This is a genomic window from Variovorax sp. E3, assembly GCF_016082275.1.
Lineage (GTDB): Bacteria > Pseudomonadota > Gammaproteobacteria > Burkholderiales > Burkholderiaceae_C > Variovorax.
On sequence record NZ_MOWM01000166.1, the window covers coordinates 1 to 16,130 of the forward strand.

Here is a 16,130-nt window from a genome sequence, read left to right on the forward strand (position 1 = left end):
CACCGGGGCGGAGCTGGCGGCGCGCGCCGCGCTGGCCCAGGCAGCCGCCGCCAGCGCCGAGCCCGACCCGCAGGCGCGAACTTTTCACACCGAACTCGGTCTGATCTGGCTGCAGATCGACGCCTTGCGCACCCACGCAAGCGAGTGGCTGCAGCCCGCCGGCAGCGACACACCGACCGCGCCCGCCTGAGCGAGCATCCGTGCGATCCGGTCGGTTGAAAGTGGCTGCGCCGGACACCCCCCGGCGCGGCAGGTAAAATTACCCCTTCATGTCCCGCTGGTTTGCCGCTACTGTCCTTGCCATCATGTTGTCCTGCTACGGCTTTGCCGTGCTTGCGCACAACATGATCGGTGCTGGCCATTCGCACGACCCGTCGGCCCAGGCCACCACCCAGACGACCACCGTCACGGCCGTGTCGCTGGCCGACGTGCTGGCGGACGCCAAGGTCGCCGATGCCGATTCGGCATCCGACGATGCCAATTCCGTCGATGAAGCCGGCTCCGAACACGCCGAGCTGGTCGACGCACGCAACGACACCCCGCTGCCGCTCCTTCTCTCGGAGCAGCCACCCAAGCTCGGCCTGACCACCACGGTCTCGCCGTTCCTCGCCCGGCCCAAGCGGCCACCCCGCGCCGCGACCCTCGTCGCCTGAGGCCGCAAGGCCTCTGCGCGACCGGGTGCCGCCAGCGCCCGCCTCCCTCCGATCCGGGCCTGCCGGCCATTCGGCGGCATCCCGCATCGCCCAGACCCGCTTTTTCTCTCGCTTTTTCTCGTTTTCTTACGGCCGCTCCGCATTCGGCACGTGCCGTATCCGGAGCCAACAAGGAATCAACACAATGAACAACAGCCCTACCGCTTACAACGCCAGCCTCGACCTGCCGCTGGCTTCGCCCCAGGAACGCAACCGCGTCCTGCGCAACACCTACTGGCTGCTCGCGCTGTCGATGGTGCCCACCGTGCTGGGCGCCTGGATCGGCGTGAGCACCGGCTTCTCGCGCGCGATGTCGCCGGGCATCGGCCTGATGGTGTTCCTGGGCGGCGCCTTCGGCTTCATGTACGCCATCGAGAAGACCAAGGAATCGGCCGCCGGCGTACCGGTGCTGCTGGCCTTCACCTTCTTCATGGGCCTGATGCTGTCGCGCCTGGTCGGCACGGTGCTCGGCCTGCAGAACGGCGCCAGCCTGGTCATGACGGCCTTCGCCGGCACGGGCGCGATCTTCTTCGGCATGGCCACGCTGTCGTCAGTCATCAAGCGCGACCTGACGTCGATGGGCAAGTGGCTCTTCATCGGCGCCATCCTGCTGCTGGTGGCGGGCATCGCCAACTTCTTCATCCAGTCGAGCGCGCTGATGATGACGCTGTCGGTCGCGGCCATCGGCATTTTCTCGGCCTTCATCCTGCACGACCTCAAGCGCGTGAAGGACGGCCTGGAGACCAACTACATCTCCGCCACGCTGGGCGTGTACCTCAGCATCTACAACGTGTTCCAGTCGCTGCTGGCCCTGCTGGGCATCGCCGGCGGCCGGGACGAGTAACTCTCCAGGAAGGAAGGAAACTCCCATGCGCCTCACCACCAAAGGCCGCTTCGCGGTCACGGCGATGATCGACATCGCCCTGCACGGACGTTCGGGTCCGGTCACGCTGGCTTCCATCAGCCTGCGCCAGCGCGTGTCGCTGTCCTACCTGGAGTTGCTGTTCGGCAAGCTGCGCCGCAACGACCTGGTCGAATCGACACGCGGTCCCGGCGGCGGGTATTCTCTGAGCCGGAAGGCGGCGGATATTTCCGTGGCCGACATCGTCCTCTCGATCGAGGAACACGATGCCGATTCCAACCGCCAGCGCGGCGCCGACGCGCCTGGCGAACCCGGCCGCTGCGAAATCGACGAGCTCTGGGCCACCGTGAACCTGCGGGCGGTCGAGTTCCTCAAGTCGATCTCGCTGCAAAGCCTGGTCGACGAACAGAAGGCCAAGGGCGTGCAAGCCGCCGTTCGCAGCGACAGCCGTCGCTCGCCGAGCGGTCAGCCCGTCACGCGCAAGCCTTTCGTCGTCGACGCGCCGAACTCGGTGTTCGCACTGGGACGGCGTCAGCAAAGCGCCAGCTAGCTCCGAGCCAGCCAACGCATCGCGGCCCATGCGGCAGGGCCCGCCGCCACGGATCGACGTGGCGGCGGGCGCTTGCCTGCGTGGGCCTTTTTCGTTGGTCTTGCCTCTGGCAAGTCTCAGGAATCCTTCATGTTGCGACGCAGCACGACAGGCAAAATGCACCATCACGGTGCAAAAACAAAGTGCGCGACCCGGACGATTCCGGCTCGCGCCGCACCGCGTTTCCCAACGGCAACGGCCATGACTTTCAACAAGCTCCTGCTCCCCCTTTCGCTGCTCTCCCTGCTGGCGCTCGCCGCCTGCGGTGCCAAGCAGCCTCCCGCCGCCGACGCGGCGCCGCCCGAAGTCGGCGTGCTCACCCTGCACGCCGGCGACGTGCCGGTGCGCACCGAACTGCCGGGCCGCACGGTCGCGTTCCGCGTGTCGGAAGTGCGGCCGCAAGTGAACGGCATCGTGCGCAAGCGCCTGTTCGAGGAAGGCAGCATGGTCCGCGCGGGCCAGGTGCTGTACGAGATCGAGCCCGGCCCCTTCGAGGCCGCGCACGAGCAGGCGCAGGCCGCGCTCGCCACCTCGCAAGCCAACATCGCCAGCCTGCGCGGCAAGGCCGGGCGCTTCGGCGAGCTGGTCAAGGCCAACGCCGTGAGCCGCCAGGAGCATGAAGAGGCGCAAGCCGCGCTGGTGCAGGCCGAGGCCGGCGTGAAGGCCGCGCAGGCGGCGCTGAAGGCGGCGCGCATCAACCTCGAGTTCACGCGCATCGCCGCGCCCATCGCCGGGCGCATCGGGCGCTCGAGCGTGACCGAGGGCGCGCTGGTGGCGCCGGGCCAGGCCCTGGCGCTGGCGACCATCCAGCGGCTGGACCCGATCTACGTGGACGTGGTGCAGTCCAGCCTGGAGCTCACGCGGCTCAAGCGCCGCTTCATCTCGGGCGACATGGCGCCCGCGAGCACGCAGGTCGGCCTGCGCATGGAAGACGGCGTGCCCTACCCGCACGCGGGCACGATGAAGTTCTCGGAAGTGGGCGTCGACGCGGCCACCGGCTCGGTCACGCTGCGCGCGGAGTTTCCGAACCCGCAGGGGTTGCTGCTGCCCGGCATGTACGTGCGCGCGCAGGTCGAGTCGGGCGTGGAACGGCAGGCGGTGCTGGCGCCGCAGCGCGGCGTGGCGCGCAACGAGAAGGGCGAGCCGACCGCGCTGGTGGTGGGCGCGGGCGACAAGGTCGAGCTGCGCGCGCTCGAAGTGCGCAGCGCCGTGGGCGACCAGTGGGTCGTGACCCAGGGGCTGCGCGACGGCGACCGCCTGGTGGTCGACGGGCTGCAGCGCGCGCACGCGGGCGAGAAGGTCAAGCCGGTGCCCGTGACGGCGGCGGCAACGGCGCCGACCACGGCCTCTTCGGCGGATTGAGAAGCACACCGTGATCGCGAACTTCTTCATCCAGCGGCCCGTGTTCGCATGGGTCATCGCCATCCTCATCATGCTGGCCGGCGGCATGGCCATTCGCACGCTGCCGGTGTCGCAGTACCCGGACATCGCGCCGCCCACCGTGGTGGTCTCGGCCAACTACCCCGGCGCCTCGGCGCAGGCGGTGGAGACCAGCGTGACGCAGGTGCTCGAGCAGCAGCTCAAGGGCATCGACGGCCTGCTGTATTTCAAGTCGACCAGCAGCTCGGCCGGCTACGCCGAGATCGGCATCACCTTCCGCCAGGGCATCGACCCCGACACCGCGCAGGTGCAGGTGCAGAACAAGGTCAGCCAGGCCACCAGCCGCCTGCCGCAGGCGGTGCAGCAGCAGGGCGTGACGGTGGCCAAGTCGCAGAACAACTTCCTGCTGATCGTGGCGCTTTACGACGAAACCGACCGCCGCACCGACACCGACGTGGCCGACTGGATGGCCAGCAACCTGCGCGACCCCGTGAGCCGTGTCGACGGCGTGGGCTCGGTGCAGGCCTTCGGCGCGTCGTACGCGATGCGCATCTGGCTCGACCCGCATCGCCTGGCCAGCTACCAGCTGATGCCCTCGGACATCACGGCCGCCATTGCCGCGCAGAACACGCAGGTGTCGGTCGGCGAAATCGGCGCGCGGCCGTCGTCGCCCAGGCAGCAGCTCAACGCGACCGTCACTGCGCTCTCGCGGCTGCAGACGCCCGAGCAGTTCCGCGGCATCGTGCTCAAGACGCAGGCCGACGGCGCCGTGGTGCGGCTGGGCGACGTGGCGCGGGTGGAAATCGGCAGCGAGTCGTACACGGAAACCACGCGCCTGAACGGCCACCCCGCCGCCGGCGCGGCCATCATGCTGGCGCCCGGCGCCAACGCGCTGACCACCGCCAACGCGGTGAAGGCGCACATCGCCGAGATGGAGCCCTCGCTGCCCGCCGGCCTGCGCGTGGCCTACGCCGAAGACACGACGCGCTTCGTGAAGATCTCGATCCAGTCGGTCATCAAGACGCTGCTGGAGGCCATCGCGCTGGTGGTGGTCGTGATGTTCCTGTTCCTGCAGAACTGGCGCGCCACGGTGATCCCGGCCATCACCGTGCCGGTGGTGCTGCTGGGCACCTTCGGCGTGCTCGCGGCCTTCGGCTATTCGATCAACGTACTCACGCTGTTCGGCATGGTGCTGGCCATCGGCCTGCTGGTGGACGACGCCATCGTGGTGGTGGAGAACGTCGAGCGCGTCATGCACGAAGAGGGGCTGGACCCGAAGGCCGCCACCATCAAGTCGATGAAGGAAATCACCGGCGCGCTGATCGGCATTGCCGTGGTGGTGTCGGCGGTGTTCCTGCCGATGACCTTCTTCGGCGGCTCGGTGGGCGTGATCTACCGGCAGTTCTCGGTGACCATCATCGCGTCGATGGCGCTGTCGGTGGTGGTGGCCATCGTGCTGATTCCGGCGCTGTGCGCGCGCTTCCTGAAGCCGGGCGTGCCGCCGCGCACGCGCGGCTTCCTGGGTGCTTTCAACCGCCACTTCGACGCCTCGCAGGGCCGCTACGTGGGGCTGTTGGGCCGCATCCTGCGCAAGCCGCTGCGCTTCACGGCGGTGTACGTGGCCATCGTGGCGGGCATGGGGCTGCTGTACGTCGGCCTGCCCGGCGGCTTCCTGCCCGAGGAAGACCAGGGCAGCGTGATGGTGCAGATCTCGCTGCCGGCCGGCGCCACGCAAAGCCGCACCGACGCGGTGAACCTGGCGGTCGAGAAGCACTTCCTGGAAACCGAGAAGGACACCACCGACACCATCTTCACGCTCGCGGGCTGGAGCTACGGCGGCTCGGGGCAGCACACGGGCATGGCCTTCGTCTCGCTGAAGGACTGGGCGCAGCGCAAGGACGCGAGCCAGCGCGCGCAGGCCATCGTCGAGCGCGCCAGCGCGGCGCTGTCGAAACAGCAGCGCGACGCCGAGGTCTACGGCATGGTGCCGCCGCCCATCGAGGGCCTGGGCCAGTCGAACGGCTTCGAGTTCTGGTTGCAGGACACCTCGGGCATGGGCTCCGACAAGCTGGTGCAAAAGCGCGAGGCGCTGGTGCGCGACGCCAACAAGGACAAGCGCCTGCAGTCGGTGCGCGCCAACAGCATCGCCAACACGCCGCAGCTGCGGGTCGACATCGACCAGGTCAAGGCGTCGGCGCTGCGGCTGTCGCTGGACGACGTGAACACCACGCTGGGCATTGCCTGGGGCGGCAGCTACGTCAACGACTTCATCGATCGCGGCCGCGTGAAGCGCGTGTACGTGCAGGCCGACGCGCCCTACCGCTCGGCGCCCGACGACATGCGCCAGTGGTTCGTGCGCGGCAGCACCGGCGCGATGACGCCCTTCTCGGCCTTCGCGACCACGCAGTGGTCGCAGGGCGCGTCGCAGCTGGAGCGCTACAACGGCGTGCCGGCGGTGCAGATCCAGGGCTCGGCCGCGCACGGCACCAGTCGGGCACGGCCATGGCGGCGGTCGAGTCGGTCGCGAAGAAGCAAAGCGGCACGGGCTACGCATGGAGCGGGCTGTCCTACCAGGAGCGGCTGTCGGGCGGGCAGGCGCCGCTGCTGTTCGCGCTGTCGATCCTGGTGGTGTTCCTGTGCCTGGCCGCGCTGTACGAAAGCTGGTCGGTGCCGTTCTCGGTGATGCTGGTGATTCCGCTGGGCGTGCTGGGCGCGGTGATTGCCGCGTCGCTGCGCGGGCTGTCGAACGACATCTACTTCCAGGTCGGCCTGCTCGCGACCATCGGGCTGTCGGCCAAGAACGCGATCCTGATCATCGAGTTCGCCGAAGCGGCGCTGCGCCGCGGCGTGCCGCTGCTGGACGCGGTGGCCGAGGGCGCGCGCCTGCGGCTGCGACCGATCCTGATGACCTCGCTGGCCTTCCTGGCGGGTGTGATTCCGCTGGCGCTGGCCACGGGCGCGGGTTCGGCGAGCCAGATCGCCATCGGCACCGGGGTGTTCGGCGGCGTGCTGGCCGCGACGGCGCTGGGGATCTTCTTCGTGCCGCTGTTCTACCTGCTGGTGAAGCGGCTGGCGGGGCGTGGGGTGGGAGCAGGCTGGGGATGGAACAGGCGGCCTGAGCGGCCGCGTTCCGGCCAGGGCCTACTGCCCGGTGCCCTTGGCCGGCACGTCGAAGCTCAGCGTCGCCGTGTGCCGCACTTCGTCGTACTTCTTGCCGTCGATGGTCACCGCGCCGTTCACGCGCGCCGTCACTTCCAGCACGTAGAGGCCGGGGAATGGCGTGCCCAGCGTCACGGTGCCGTCCTTGGCGGGACGCAGCACGCGGCGCCAGCCTTCGGCGGTGTCGACATTGACCTGCGTGGCCGGCACAGTGTTGCCCTTCCACACCAGCTTGAAGGTGTTGCCGCCGGGTTCGGTGGGCACCAGTTCCAGGTCATTCACGGCCTTGGTTTCCGCGCGGCCCCAGCGTGCCTGGTACTGCGTGAGCGTGGCCTTGCCACCCTCCTCGGCGGCACGGCTTGCGACGGCGCGCAGGTCGGCGCCCGCCGTCGCAGGGATGACGACGCGATCGGGCTCGACGGTCAGCGGCAGGTCCTTGCCGTCGGCCAGGAACGCGCGCGGCGCGCTCACGGCGGCCGCCGGCTGTGGCTTCCTGTCGAGCTCGCCCAGGCGCGCCGTGGCGGCATCGCCGTCGCGCGACAGCCAGAGGTAGTCGGCCTGCGCGGCGCCGGTGGCGGCAAGGCAGGCGACGGCCAGGAACAAGGGGCGAAGACGAAAGAAAGAAGACGGCATGTGTGACAGGAACAGAGGGTTGAGAAAAAGAGCGAAAGGCCATGCCGGTCAGAGCATCGCCCCCGCCAGCGCGGCGCCACCCGCCACGGCGGCGATGCCCGCGAGCCACGCGCCGCGCGTGGCCGGTAAGGCAGCATCAGCGCCAACGGCAACGCACCGGCCGACAGGAAACCGAGCCACGCGACCGGCCCGACGGTAGCGCCCCACGCGATCACGCAGGGCACGGCGGCCGCGACAAGCAGCACCGCACCACCAACGCGCAGCAGCACGCGATGGCGCGACGGCGTTTCGCGCGAACGCGTCAGTTGTTCATAGTGCCGGTCCATGGCAAAGCCCAGGCCCGCCATGCCGGCATAGGCCAGCGCAAGGCTCAGCAGCGAAGCGTACGAGGTCGTCATGCCGCGGGCTCCGAGGCAGCGCGCAAGGCGGCGTGCGGCGTCTTCCTTTTGTGCGCGCCGCGCAGATGGCGCAACGCCCCGAGCGCGGCGATGCCGAAGGCCATCGCGACCAGCGCCACGCCCGTGCTTTCCCAGTCGCCGCGCAGCACTTGCGCGGGCAGGTGGTCGCCGGTGGTCAGCACGTCGAGCACCGGCAGCAGCAGGCACAGCGCCGCGAGCGCGCCCAGTTGCTCGCGCCAGGCCCGCGCCGGCGAGCGAATGAAGGCGTGCGCCAGCGTCAGCACCCACGCGGCGAAGAAGGCGCGCAGCTCCCAGTCGGCGCGCTGCGCGACGTCCACCGGAATCAGCCGGTTGGCCCACAGAAAGCCCATGCACGCCACGGCGAGCCCCGCGATGGCCGCGACGTTCAGCGCCTCGACCAGCCGGTACACCCGCGCCGTTGCGCCGCCGAATTCGCCGAGGTGCTTCTGCCTGCGCTTCACGATGAACAGGATGGCGCCCGTGCCCATCATCGCGGTGCCCGCGAGCCCGCACAAAAAGTACAGCCACTTCATGCCCCAGCCGCCGAAGGTGGCCATGTGCAGCCCGCCCATGGTCGACTGCGCGAGCATGGCGGCCCCGCCCTCCGACGCGCCCGGCAGGCGCATGCGCTGCAGCTCGCCCGTGGCGGCCGAGAACATCGCCATGCCGGTGTTGGCGTTGATGCGGCGCAGCGATTCGTCGTCGCCGTTCCAGCCGTAGACGCCGATGCGCGCGCCGGCGTCGCCGGGGTGGTCGATCACCACCGCGCGCACGGGCTGGCCCGTGAGCTGCTGGCCGCGCGCGGCAAAGGGTTCGAGCTCGGGCAGCGGCATCGCGCGGCCGGTGCGCGCGGGCCTGGCGCCTTCGCCCAGCTCCGACGCGAACCGGGCCTGCGCCGCACTGCCCGTGCCGTAGTGCAGCAGCTTGCCGGCCGGCATGAAGGTGGTGCCCGAGATCACGAGGCCGGTGTAGGCGATCATGAATTGAAAAGGCAGCGTGAGCACCGCCACCGCGTTGTGCGCGTCGAGCCAGCTGCGCTGTCCCTTCTTCGGGCGGAAGGTGAAGAAGTCCTTGAAGATGCGCTTGTGCGTGACGACGCCCGACACCAGCGCCACCAGCATCGCCAGCGCGGCGATGCCGACGATCCACAGGCCGACGGTGCCCGCGTGCAGCTCGTAGTGGAAGTCGACGAAGTGATGGCCGCCGAGGGTGGCGCGCACCGCGTGCTCGCCGGCTGCGGCGACGGCGCCCAACGGCCGCCCGGTGGCGGGGTCGAGGCTGGTCGAGGCGTACTGGTTGTTGGCGTCGAACCAGTAGACGGTGAGGCCGCCGCCGCCGTTCGCATCCGAAGGCCACAGCTCCCACATCTTCGCGGCGGGGTGGTGCTCGGCCATGTAGGCCACGCCCCAGGCCAGGCGCTGCGCGCGGTCGGCGCCGGTGGCCGCGGCAGACTTGGGCGCCGCGGCCTCGGCGGCTTCTTCGGCGCGGTGCTCCGGCGTCATCCAGTGCGTGAGGGGGTCGTCGAACACCGCGATCGTGCCGGTGAGGAACACCGCGAACAGCAGCCACGAGAACCACAGCCCGCACCACGTGTGCAGCCACGCCTGCGCCTGGCGGAAACCGCCCTGCTGCCGCTGGTCCTTCCCGCTCATGCGCCCGCTCCGCGCAGCGCCCAACCCAGCCCCGCCAGCACCACGGCCGGCAAAAGCAACCCCGCCCACACGCGAGACAACGCCACCGGCGAGAACGCCCAGACCACCGCCAGCGCGTGCACGGCAAAGCTGAACTGCATGCCGCCGACGACGGCTTCGGCGCGGCCCGTGGGCAGCACCGCCGCGAGGAACAGCGCCACGGCCGCGGCCAGCGCATAGCCGCCGAACACGGCGGCCGCGACGCGGCCCAGCAGCAGCAGGCCCGGGGAAGGGGAAGAAAGGCGGGATGTCATGGTGGGGAAAAAACGGGGCGCGGAAATTCGCGCCCCTCTCCCTACATGACAAACGAAACCGCAAAAAGGGTCAGGCCGGCCCTCAGAACTTGTAAGTGAGCGTTGCCACCGCGTTGCGCGGCGTGCCCTGGTAGCCCTGTCCGTCGATGTTGTTGTAGTACTTCTTGTTAAAGAGGTTGTCGATGTTCAGTTGCAGCGTGAGCTTCGGGTTGAACGCGTAGCGCGCCATCAGGCCCACCACGGCCACCGAGTTCTGCTGGTAGCGCAGCGCGACGTCGCCGACGCTGTAGCCGTAATAAGTGCGGTTCTGCCAGTTCACGCCGCCGCCGAGCGTGAGCTGCTGCCAGCGGCCCGGCAGCCGGTAGGTGGTGAACACGTTGATCAGCGTGCTCGGCATCGCGGTGTTGATCGGCTTGCCGCTGCCCTCGCGGCCCAGCGTGCGCGCGATGCCGGCGCTGAGGTTCCACCCGCTCGCGAGCTCGCCCGACACCTGCGCCTCGAAGCCCTTGGTGGTCACGCCCTTGGCGCCGTAGTAGGCGCTGTCGGTCGAGTTGGGCACGAGCCGCGTGCCGTCGCGCTGCCCCACGTTTTCCTGGCGCGAGCGGAAGACGGCGAACGAGGTGTTGAGCTTGCCGCCCAGGTGCTCGCCCTTGATGCCCAGCTCGTAGTTCTTGCCCGTGACCGGGTCGAGGTACGCGCCGGCGGCGTCGCGGTAGTCCTGCGGCAGGAAGATGTCGGTGTAGCTCGCATAGAGCGAGTAGCTGGCGTTCAGGTCGTACACCAGCCCGGCGTAGGGCGTGAACACCTCGTGGCTGCGCGCGGCCGTGGCGTTGCGCGTGCGCCAGCTGTTCTGCCGCCCGCCCACGATGAGCTTGAGCGGGTCGGCCAGCGACAGGCGCACCGCGCCGTAGTAGCCGGTCTGGCGGGTCTTGTCGATCTGCGACACCTCGAGCGCGCCCCAGGTCGGCTCGGGGTACGAGCCGTTCCATTCGTAGAAGTTGCCGGTGCCGGCCGCCGTGTTGGTCAGCGGGTGCTTGGCCTGCAGGTAGCGCGACTGCGAATGGCTCAGGCCCGCCACCAGTTCGTGCTTGCGGCCCAGCAGCTCGAACGGGCCGGTGGCCTGCAGGTCGACGCTGCTCTGGCGGTACGCATGCTCGAAGAAGCCGGGCAGCGTGCGCAGCCCGGTGCCGGTGAAGCGGTCGAGGTCGCCGGACAGGTACAGCAGCTTGGCGTTCTGCTCGCTCTTGCGGTACGACAGGTTGGCCTTGAGCTTCCAGTCGTTGTCGAAGCGGTGCACGAGGTTTGCGAAGACGGTGGTGTTGGTCGTGTCCCAGTGCGTCCACGGCGTGCCCACGGTCTTGCCACGGCGCCAGTCGGTCGGCGTGCCGTCGCCGAACACCAGCGGCAGGCCGCCCCAGGTCGAGCCGGTCGGTCGGTTGGCCTGGTAGTCGATGCCCACGCTCAGCGACGTGGCGGGCGTGAGGTCGGCGTCGACCACGCCGTACAGCACCTGCTTGCGGCCGTGGTACATGTCGATGAACGAGTCGCGCTGCTCGGCCATGCCGATCAGCCGCGCGCGCACGCGGCCGTCTTCGGTGAGCGGGGTCGACAGGTCGACCGTGCCGCGGCGCAGGTTCCACGAACCCAGGGCCAGCGACGCCGAGCCCGCGAACACCTTGCTGTCCGCATGCTTGCGCACGAGATTGATCGACGCCGACGGGTTGCCCGCGCCCGTGAGCAGCCCCGTTGCGCCGCGCACGATCTCGATGCGGTCGTACAGCAGCGGGTCGCTGTTGGAGGCGCCGAAGAAATCGGTGGTGACGGTGGTGGGCACGCCGTCGTACTGGTAGTTGTCGATGTAGAAGCCGCGCGCATAGAGGTCGGTGCGGTCGGTGTCGGAGCTGACCGCGAAGACGCCGGTGACGCTCTTCATCGCCTGGCCGAGCGAGAGCATGTTCTGGTCTTCGATCTGCTGGCGCGTGAGCACGGTGACCGACTGCGGCGTGTCGCGCGCGCCAGCGCCAGGCCCGTGGCCGCGGCCGTGGCGCGCGTGGTGTAGGCGCCGGTGCCTTCGGTGGTGCCGCTGCGGTCGGCCTCGGCCGTGACGGTGACGGGCGCGAGCGTGTCGACGCCGGTCGCGCGCCCCGCGCTTGCATCGGCTTCGCGGCGGCCCAGCGTGTAGCTGCCGTCGTGCGGCCCACCACCTGCAGGCCGCTGCCCGCGAGCAGCCGCGTGACGGCTTCGCGCGCGGTGTAGCGGCCCGAGAGCGCGGGGCCGGTGCGGCCTTCGGTCAGCGCGGGGTCGAAGGACAGCGCGATGCCGCTGTGCACCGCAAAGGCCGCGAGCGTGCGGCCGAGCGGGCCGGCGGGAATGTCGTAAGCGCTGGACGCGGCCGCGTCCAGCGAGCTCGCCTCCGCGGCAAAGGCCGTGGGCACGGCGGCACCGGCCAGGCCTCCGAGGGCCAGCACCAGCAGGGCCTGGCGAAGGGCGGTGTTCAGGCGACGCTCTGCGTGCGAAAACGGCAGGGCGGACGGGCGTGATGCGGACATGGAAACGGGGCCTTTCGGTTGGGCAATGGAGGGGTGTTCACCTCCCTTGCCAGCCGAAACGAAAAAGTCTCACCCCTTGGCGGAAATATTTTTCGGTGTGCCGCCTGCATCGGCATCTGCGTCGGCGCTCGCGCGCGGCACCAGCGTGACCCAGTAGCCGCGCAGCCGCGTCACCGCATCGACCGGGTAGGTCGACACCAGCATGCCCAGCACGCGGTCGGTGTCGGCGACGGGGAACGCGCCCGACACGCGCAGGTCGGCCACCGCCGCGTCGCAATGCAGCGCGCCGGGCCGGTAGCGCGACAGCTCGGCCGCAAAGTCGGCCAGCCGCATGCGGTCGGCCAGCAGCATGCCCTGCGTCCACGCCACGTCGCTTCGTCGGCCGGCGTGAAGGCGCCGTCGATGCCGCCGGCGCTGAAGCGCCCCTGCTGCCCCGCCGGCAGCACGCGCGACGCGGCGCCACTTGCGGGCGAAATGCGCACCGCGCCTTCGAGCACGGCGATGCGGGTGGCGCCGCCCTCTTCTTCCTGCCGCACGCTGAAGCGCGTGCCCAGCGCTTCCATCGTGCCGCTGCCAGACTGGACACGGAACGGGCGGTGCGCGGCGGCGGTGTCGGGCGCGGTGGCCACGAGGATCTCGCCGGCACGCAACACCACGAGGCGCTGCGCGGCGTCGAAGCGCACATCGATCGCGCTCGCGGTGTTCAGCGTGACGCGGGTGCCGTCGGACAGCAGGAGTTCGCGGCGCTCGCCGGTGGAGGTGTGGTGCTGCGCGGTCCAGCCGTGCGCGTGGACGAAGCGCCAGCCGAGCCATGCGGCGGGCACTGTCGCGAGCAGCGCGGCCAGCCGCGCAACGGCCGCGCGCCGGCTGGTGCGCGCGGGCCGCGAGAGCGACGGCATCGCCAGCGCCGACGGCAGGCCGCCGAGCTTGTTCATCAGCAGCTCGGCGCGTGCCCAGGCGCGCGCGTGTCGGGGTGGCGCTGGCGCCAGCGCTCGCAGGCGCGGCGGTCGTCGTCGGTGGCGGCGCTGTCGTGCAGGCGCATGAGCCATTCGGCGGCCTCGTCGAGCACATGGGGGGCGAGCGCGCCGGACGGCGACGCCTCGAAGGCCAGCGGCTTCATCGTCACGCCGCCGCTCAGTCCATCAGCGCCAGGCAGCCGCGAAAGCCCTGCTGCATGTAGCGCTTGACGGTGACCAGCGCCACGCCGAGTTCGCGCGCGATGTCCTCGTATTTCATGCCCTCGATCTGCGAGAGCAGGAAGGCGCGCCGCGCCTGCGGCTTGAGCGCGTCGAGCATGGCGTCGATCTCGTGCAGCGTCTGCAGGATCAGCAGGCGCTGCTCGGGCGACGGTGCCTCGGGCTCGGGCATGACGGCCAGCGCCTCGAGGTAGGCGCGCTCCAGCGCCTGGCGCTGGTACCAGTTGACGAGGATGTTCTTGGCGACGCTCGTCAGGTAGGCGCGCGGCTGCGCGATGACTTCGGGGTTGCGCGCCGTGAGCAGGCGCGTGAAGGTGTCCTGCGCAAGGTCGGCCGCGTCGCAGGAGTTGCCGAGCTTCTTGCGCAGCCACGACTGGAGCCAGCCGTGGTGGTCGCTGTAGAGGGTGTGGACTTGCTGGAAAGCGGCTTCGGCGGCGGGCATGAAAGGACGGCACGGCGGCCGGACTGCCGCTCGTAAACAAGAATAATTCTCATTTTAGAACAAAGGCAGTCCGCGCCCGTGTCCGTGTCCGCGCCTGCCCTCCCCTTACAGCTTCGGCGTGTACTTCACCGTGAACATCACGTTGCGCGGGTCGCCGTAGTTGTTGTTGCCGTTGGTCTCGTTGAACGCCGGGATGTAGTAGCGCTTGTCGAAGATGTTGTTGATGTTCACCGCCAGGCTCACTTCCGGCGTGGCCTGGTACGCCAGGCGCGCGCTCCACACCGTGAAGCCCGGCACCTTGAACGAACGGTCGTAGCCCAGCGTGCTGCTCTGGATGGTGAAGCCGCCGCCCACGCTGAGCCGGTTCCACGTGCCCGGCAGCTGGTAGCTGCTCCACACGCGCAGCATGTGCTTGGGTGTCCACTGGCTGAAGACCTGGCCCTTGTTGTCGGGGTCGTCGAGGAACTTGGTGGTGTTGTAGGTGTAGCCGGCCGTGAGCTGCAGGCGCGGCGCGACCTCGCCGCTGAGCTCGGCCTCGAAGCCTTCGCTGCGCACCTTGCCCGAGGACTTGTAGCAGTACCAGTCGGCGCAGGCATAGCCGCTGTCGTAGTCGGTCACGGCGCGGTTCTTGTGGTCGTAGCGGAACACGGCCACCGAGGCGTTCAGGCGCCCGTCCATCAGCTCGCCCTTCAGGCCCAGCTCGTGGTTGCGCCCGGTGATGGGCTGCAGCGGCTGGTTGTCGAGCGCGACCTCGGTCTGCGGCTCGAACACCTGGGTGACGCTGCCGTAGGCCGACCACTGCTTGTTCAGCGCATACACCAGGCCGACGTAGGGCGTGATCTTGCCGTTGATGGTCACGGTGCTGCGGGTGTCGCGGGTGCGGTCGGCATAGAGGTAGTCGTACCAGCTCGCGCGCGCGCCGACGATGGCCGTCAGCGGCTCCGCCAGCTTGGCTCGCCAGCTGCCGTACAGGCCCGACTGGCTGATGTCGTAGTAGGTGTGGCTCTTGGTGCCGCCGGCCGCCAGGATGGTGTCGTAGCTCTGCGCCGGGCGGTAGTGGTCGATGGCGAAGATGTTGCCGCCGCCGGTGAAGCGGCGCGCGAAGCGGTCCGCCGAGGTGTACTTGGAATAGTTCGCGCCCACCGTCACGTCGTGTTCCATCGACAGCGCCTCGAAGCGCCCGTTCAGGTACACGTCGAGCCCGGCCTTCTTCGAATCGAAGAGGTTGTCCCAGTCGGCGAAGCTCAGGCCGCTGCCGTCGGGCTGCACGTCGCCGTGCATGCGCTGGTGCTGCGAGGTGTTCTTCTCGTTCATGCCCAGCACCGAGGCCTTGAGCTTCCAGCGCGCATTGAAGCGGTGCTCCAGGTCGGCGTACACCGTGGTCTGGTCGGTCTCGTGGTGGTTCCACAAGGCGCCGGTGTACACCGAGCGCGGCAGGCCGATGTCGGTGCCGTCCGGAAAGCGCGCAAAGCCGCGCAGCATGGGCCGCCCGCGCCCCTCGACGCGGCTCACGCCGAAGCCCACGGTGGTGTCGGGCGAGATGTCGTAGTCGATGGCGCCGTACAGGGTGCGCGTCCTGCTCCACACGAAGTCGGTGAACGAACGGCTGCGGTCTTCGTCGATCACCACGCGCCCGCGCAGCGTGCCTTCGGCGTTGAGCGGGCCGCCGGCGTCCAGCTGCACGCCGTAGTGGTCCCACGAGCCGGCCTTGCCGGTGAGCGTGAGCGTCTTGTCGGCCTGGCCGCGCTTGCGCACCAGGTTGACCGCGCCGCCGGGGCTGCCCGAGCCCTGCAGCAGGCCGGCCGCGCCGCGCAGCACCTCGAGCCGGTCGTAGATCACCAGGTTCTCGGTGGCCCAGTTGCCCAGCGAATACCAGTTGCGCGGCACCGGCACGCCGTCGTACTGCCACGCGTCGATCTGGAAGCCGCGCGACGACAGCACCGTGCCCGGCCCCACGCCCTTCACGCCGACCAGCCCGGTGACGATGTTGGCCGCGTCGCGCAGGTCGACCAGGCCCTGGTCGTCCAGCCGCTGGCGCGTGAGCACGCTGACCGATTGCGGAATGTCCTTCATCGACTGCTCGCCCTTGCCCAGCGTCAGCGCGCGCGCGGTGTACGAGCGCGTGCCCTCGGTGGTGGCGCTGCGCTCGGCCTCGGCCGTCACGGTGACGGGGGCGAGCGTGGTGCTGTCGGCGCCGCTCTCGCCGCCGATGCCGGAGGGGCGCAGCACGTAGGCGCCGCCCGCGCCGCCGGCCGCTTCGAGGC

General features: G+C 69.8%; 14 protein-coding genes and 1 pseudogene. 6 read left to right on the forward strand and 9 right to left on the reverse strand.

Translation table 11 applies throughout. The annotated features are described in order from the left end of the window. The 6 genes and pseudogenes from BMG07_RS34510 to BMG07_RS34535 form a co-directional block, all read left to right on the forward strand. The coding region (locus BMG07_RS34510) for a hypothetical protein (protein ID WP_198088284.1) at window positions 1-190 on the forward strand (190 nt) is incomplete at its 5' end. 79 nt (window positions 191-269) lie between these two features. Then, window positions 270-653 carry a hypothetical protein gene (locus BMG07_RS34515; RefSeq protein ID WP_269759686.1) on the forward strand — a complete coding sequence of 128 codons (384 nt, stop codon included), beginning with the start codon at window positions 270-272 and terminating at the stop codon, window positions 651-653. A gap of 184 nt (window positions 654-837) precedes the next feature. Then, the gene (locus tag BMG07_RS34520) at window positions 838-1,536 is read left to right on the forward strand and encodes a Bax inhibitor-1/YccA family protein (protein WP_198088285.1); all 699 of its coding nucleotides are present in this window, start codon (window positions 838-840) and stop codon (window positions 1,534-1,536) included. Window positions 1,537-1,561: 25 nt separating this feature from the next. After that, window positions 1,562-2,104, forward strand: coding sequence for an Rrf2 family transcriptional regulator (locus BMG07_RS34525; protein WP_198088286.1), 543 nt, complete (start codon window positions 1,562-1,564; stop codon window positions 2,102-2,104). Between the two features lie 240 nt (window positions 2,105-2,344). Beyond that, window positions 2,345-3,505 (forward strand): efflux RND transporter periplasmic adaptor subunit, encoded by a 1,161-nt coding sequence (locus BMG07_RS34530; protein WP_198088287.1) that lies wholly within the window; start codon window positions 2,345-2,347, stop codon window positions 3,503-3,505. Between the two features lie 13 nt (window positions 3,506-3,518). Next, window positions 3,519-6,601, forward strand: a pseudogene (locus tag BMG07_RS34535) (efflux RND transporter permease subunit); the annotation flags it as partial. 548 nt (window positions 6,602-7,149) lie between these two features. On the opposite strand, the gene BMG07_RS43345 reads toward BMG07_RS34535, so the two are convergent. The 9 genes from BMG07_RS43345 to BMG07_RS34570 form a co-directional block, all read right to left on the reverse strand. Beyond that, on the reverse strand, window positions 7,150-7,713 hold the full coding sequence (locus BMG07_RS43345; protein ID WP_307867209.1) for a DUF3325 domain-containing protein: 564 nt from the start codon (window positions 7,711-7,713) through the stop codon (window positions 7,150-7,152). Then, a complete protein-coding gene (locus BMG07_RS34545; RefSeq protein ID WP_198088288.1) occupies window positions 7,710-9,386 on the reverse strand; it encodes a PepSY domain-containing protein in 1,677 nt (558 codons plus the stop codon). The genes BMG07_RS43345 and BMG07_RS34545 overlap by 4 nt, the downstream gene beginning before the upstream one ends. After that, window positions 9,383-9,679, reverse strand: coding sequence for a DUF3649 domain-containing protein (locus tag BMG07_RS34550; protein WP_198088289.1), 297 nt, complete (start codon window positions 9,677-9,679; stop codon window positions 9,383-9,385). The genes BMG07_RS34545 and BMG07_RS34550 overlap by 4 nt, the downstream gene beginning before the upstream one ends. A gap of 82 nt (window positions 9,680-9,761) precedes the next feature. Further along, a complete protein-coding gene (locus BMG07_RS34555; RefSeq protein WP_307867210.1) occupies window positions 9,762-11,666 on the reverse strand; it encodes a TonB-dependent siderophore receptor in 1,905 nt (634 codons plus the stop codon). A gap of 631 nt (window positions 11,667-12,297) precedes the next feature. Further along, window positions 12,298-12,432, reverse strand: a complete 135-nt coding sequence (locus BMG07_RS44450) for a hypothetical protein (protein WP_307867211.1) — start codon at window positions 12,430-12,432, stop codon at window positions 12,298-12,300. Then, entirely contained in the window at window positions 12,399-13,163 is a 765-nt protein-coding gene (locus tag BMG07_RS34560; protein WP_307867212.1) for a FecR domain-containing protein, read from the reverse strand. The genes BMG07_RS44450 and BMG07_RS34560 overlap by 34 nt, the downstream gene beginning before the upstream one ends. Beyond that, complete coding sequence (locus BMG07_RS44455) at window positions 13,163-13,348, reverse strand: DUF4880 domain-containing protein (protein WP_307867213.1); 186 nt, start codon at window positions 13,346-13,348, stop codon at window positions 13,163-13,165. Before BMG07_RS44455 ends, BMG07_RS34560 begins: the two co-directional genes overlap by 1 nt. A gap of 14 nt (window positions 13,349-13,362) precedes the next feature. Then, complete coding sequence (locus tag BMG07_RS34565; RefSeq protein ID WP_198088290.1) at window positions 13,363-13,866, reverse strand: sigma-70 family RNA polymerase sigma factor; 504 nt, start codon at window positions 13,864-13,866, stop codon at window positions 13,363-13,365. Between the two features lie 105 nt (window positions 13,867-13,971). Next, window positions 13,972-16,130 (reverse strand): TonB-dependent siderophore receptor (locus BMG07_RS34570; protein WP_198088291.1); only part of this gene is annotated, 2,159 nt, incomplete at its 5' end.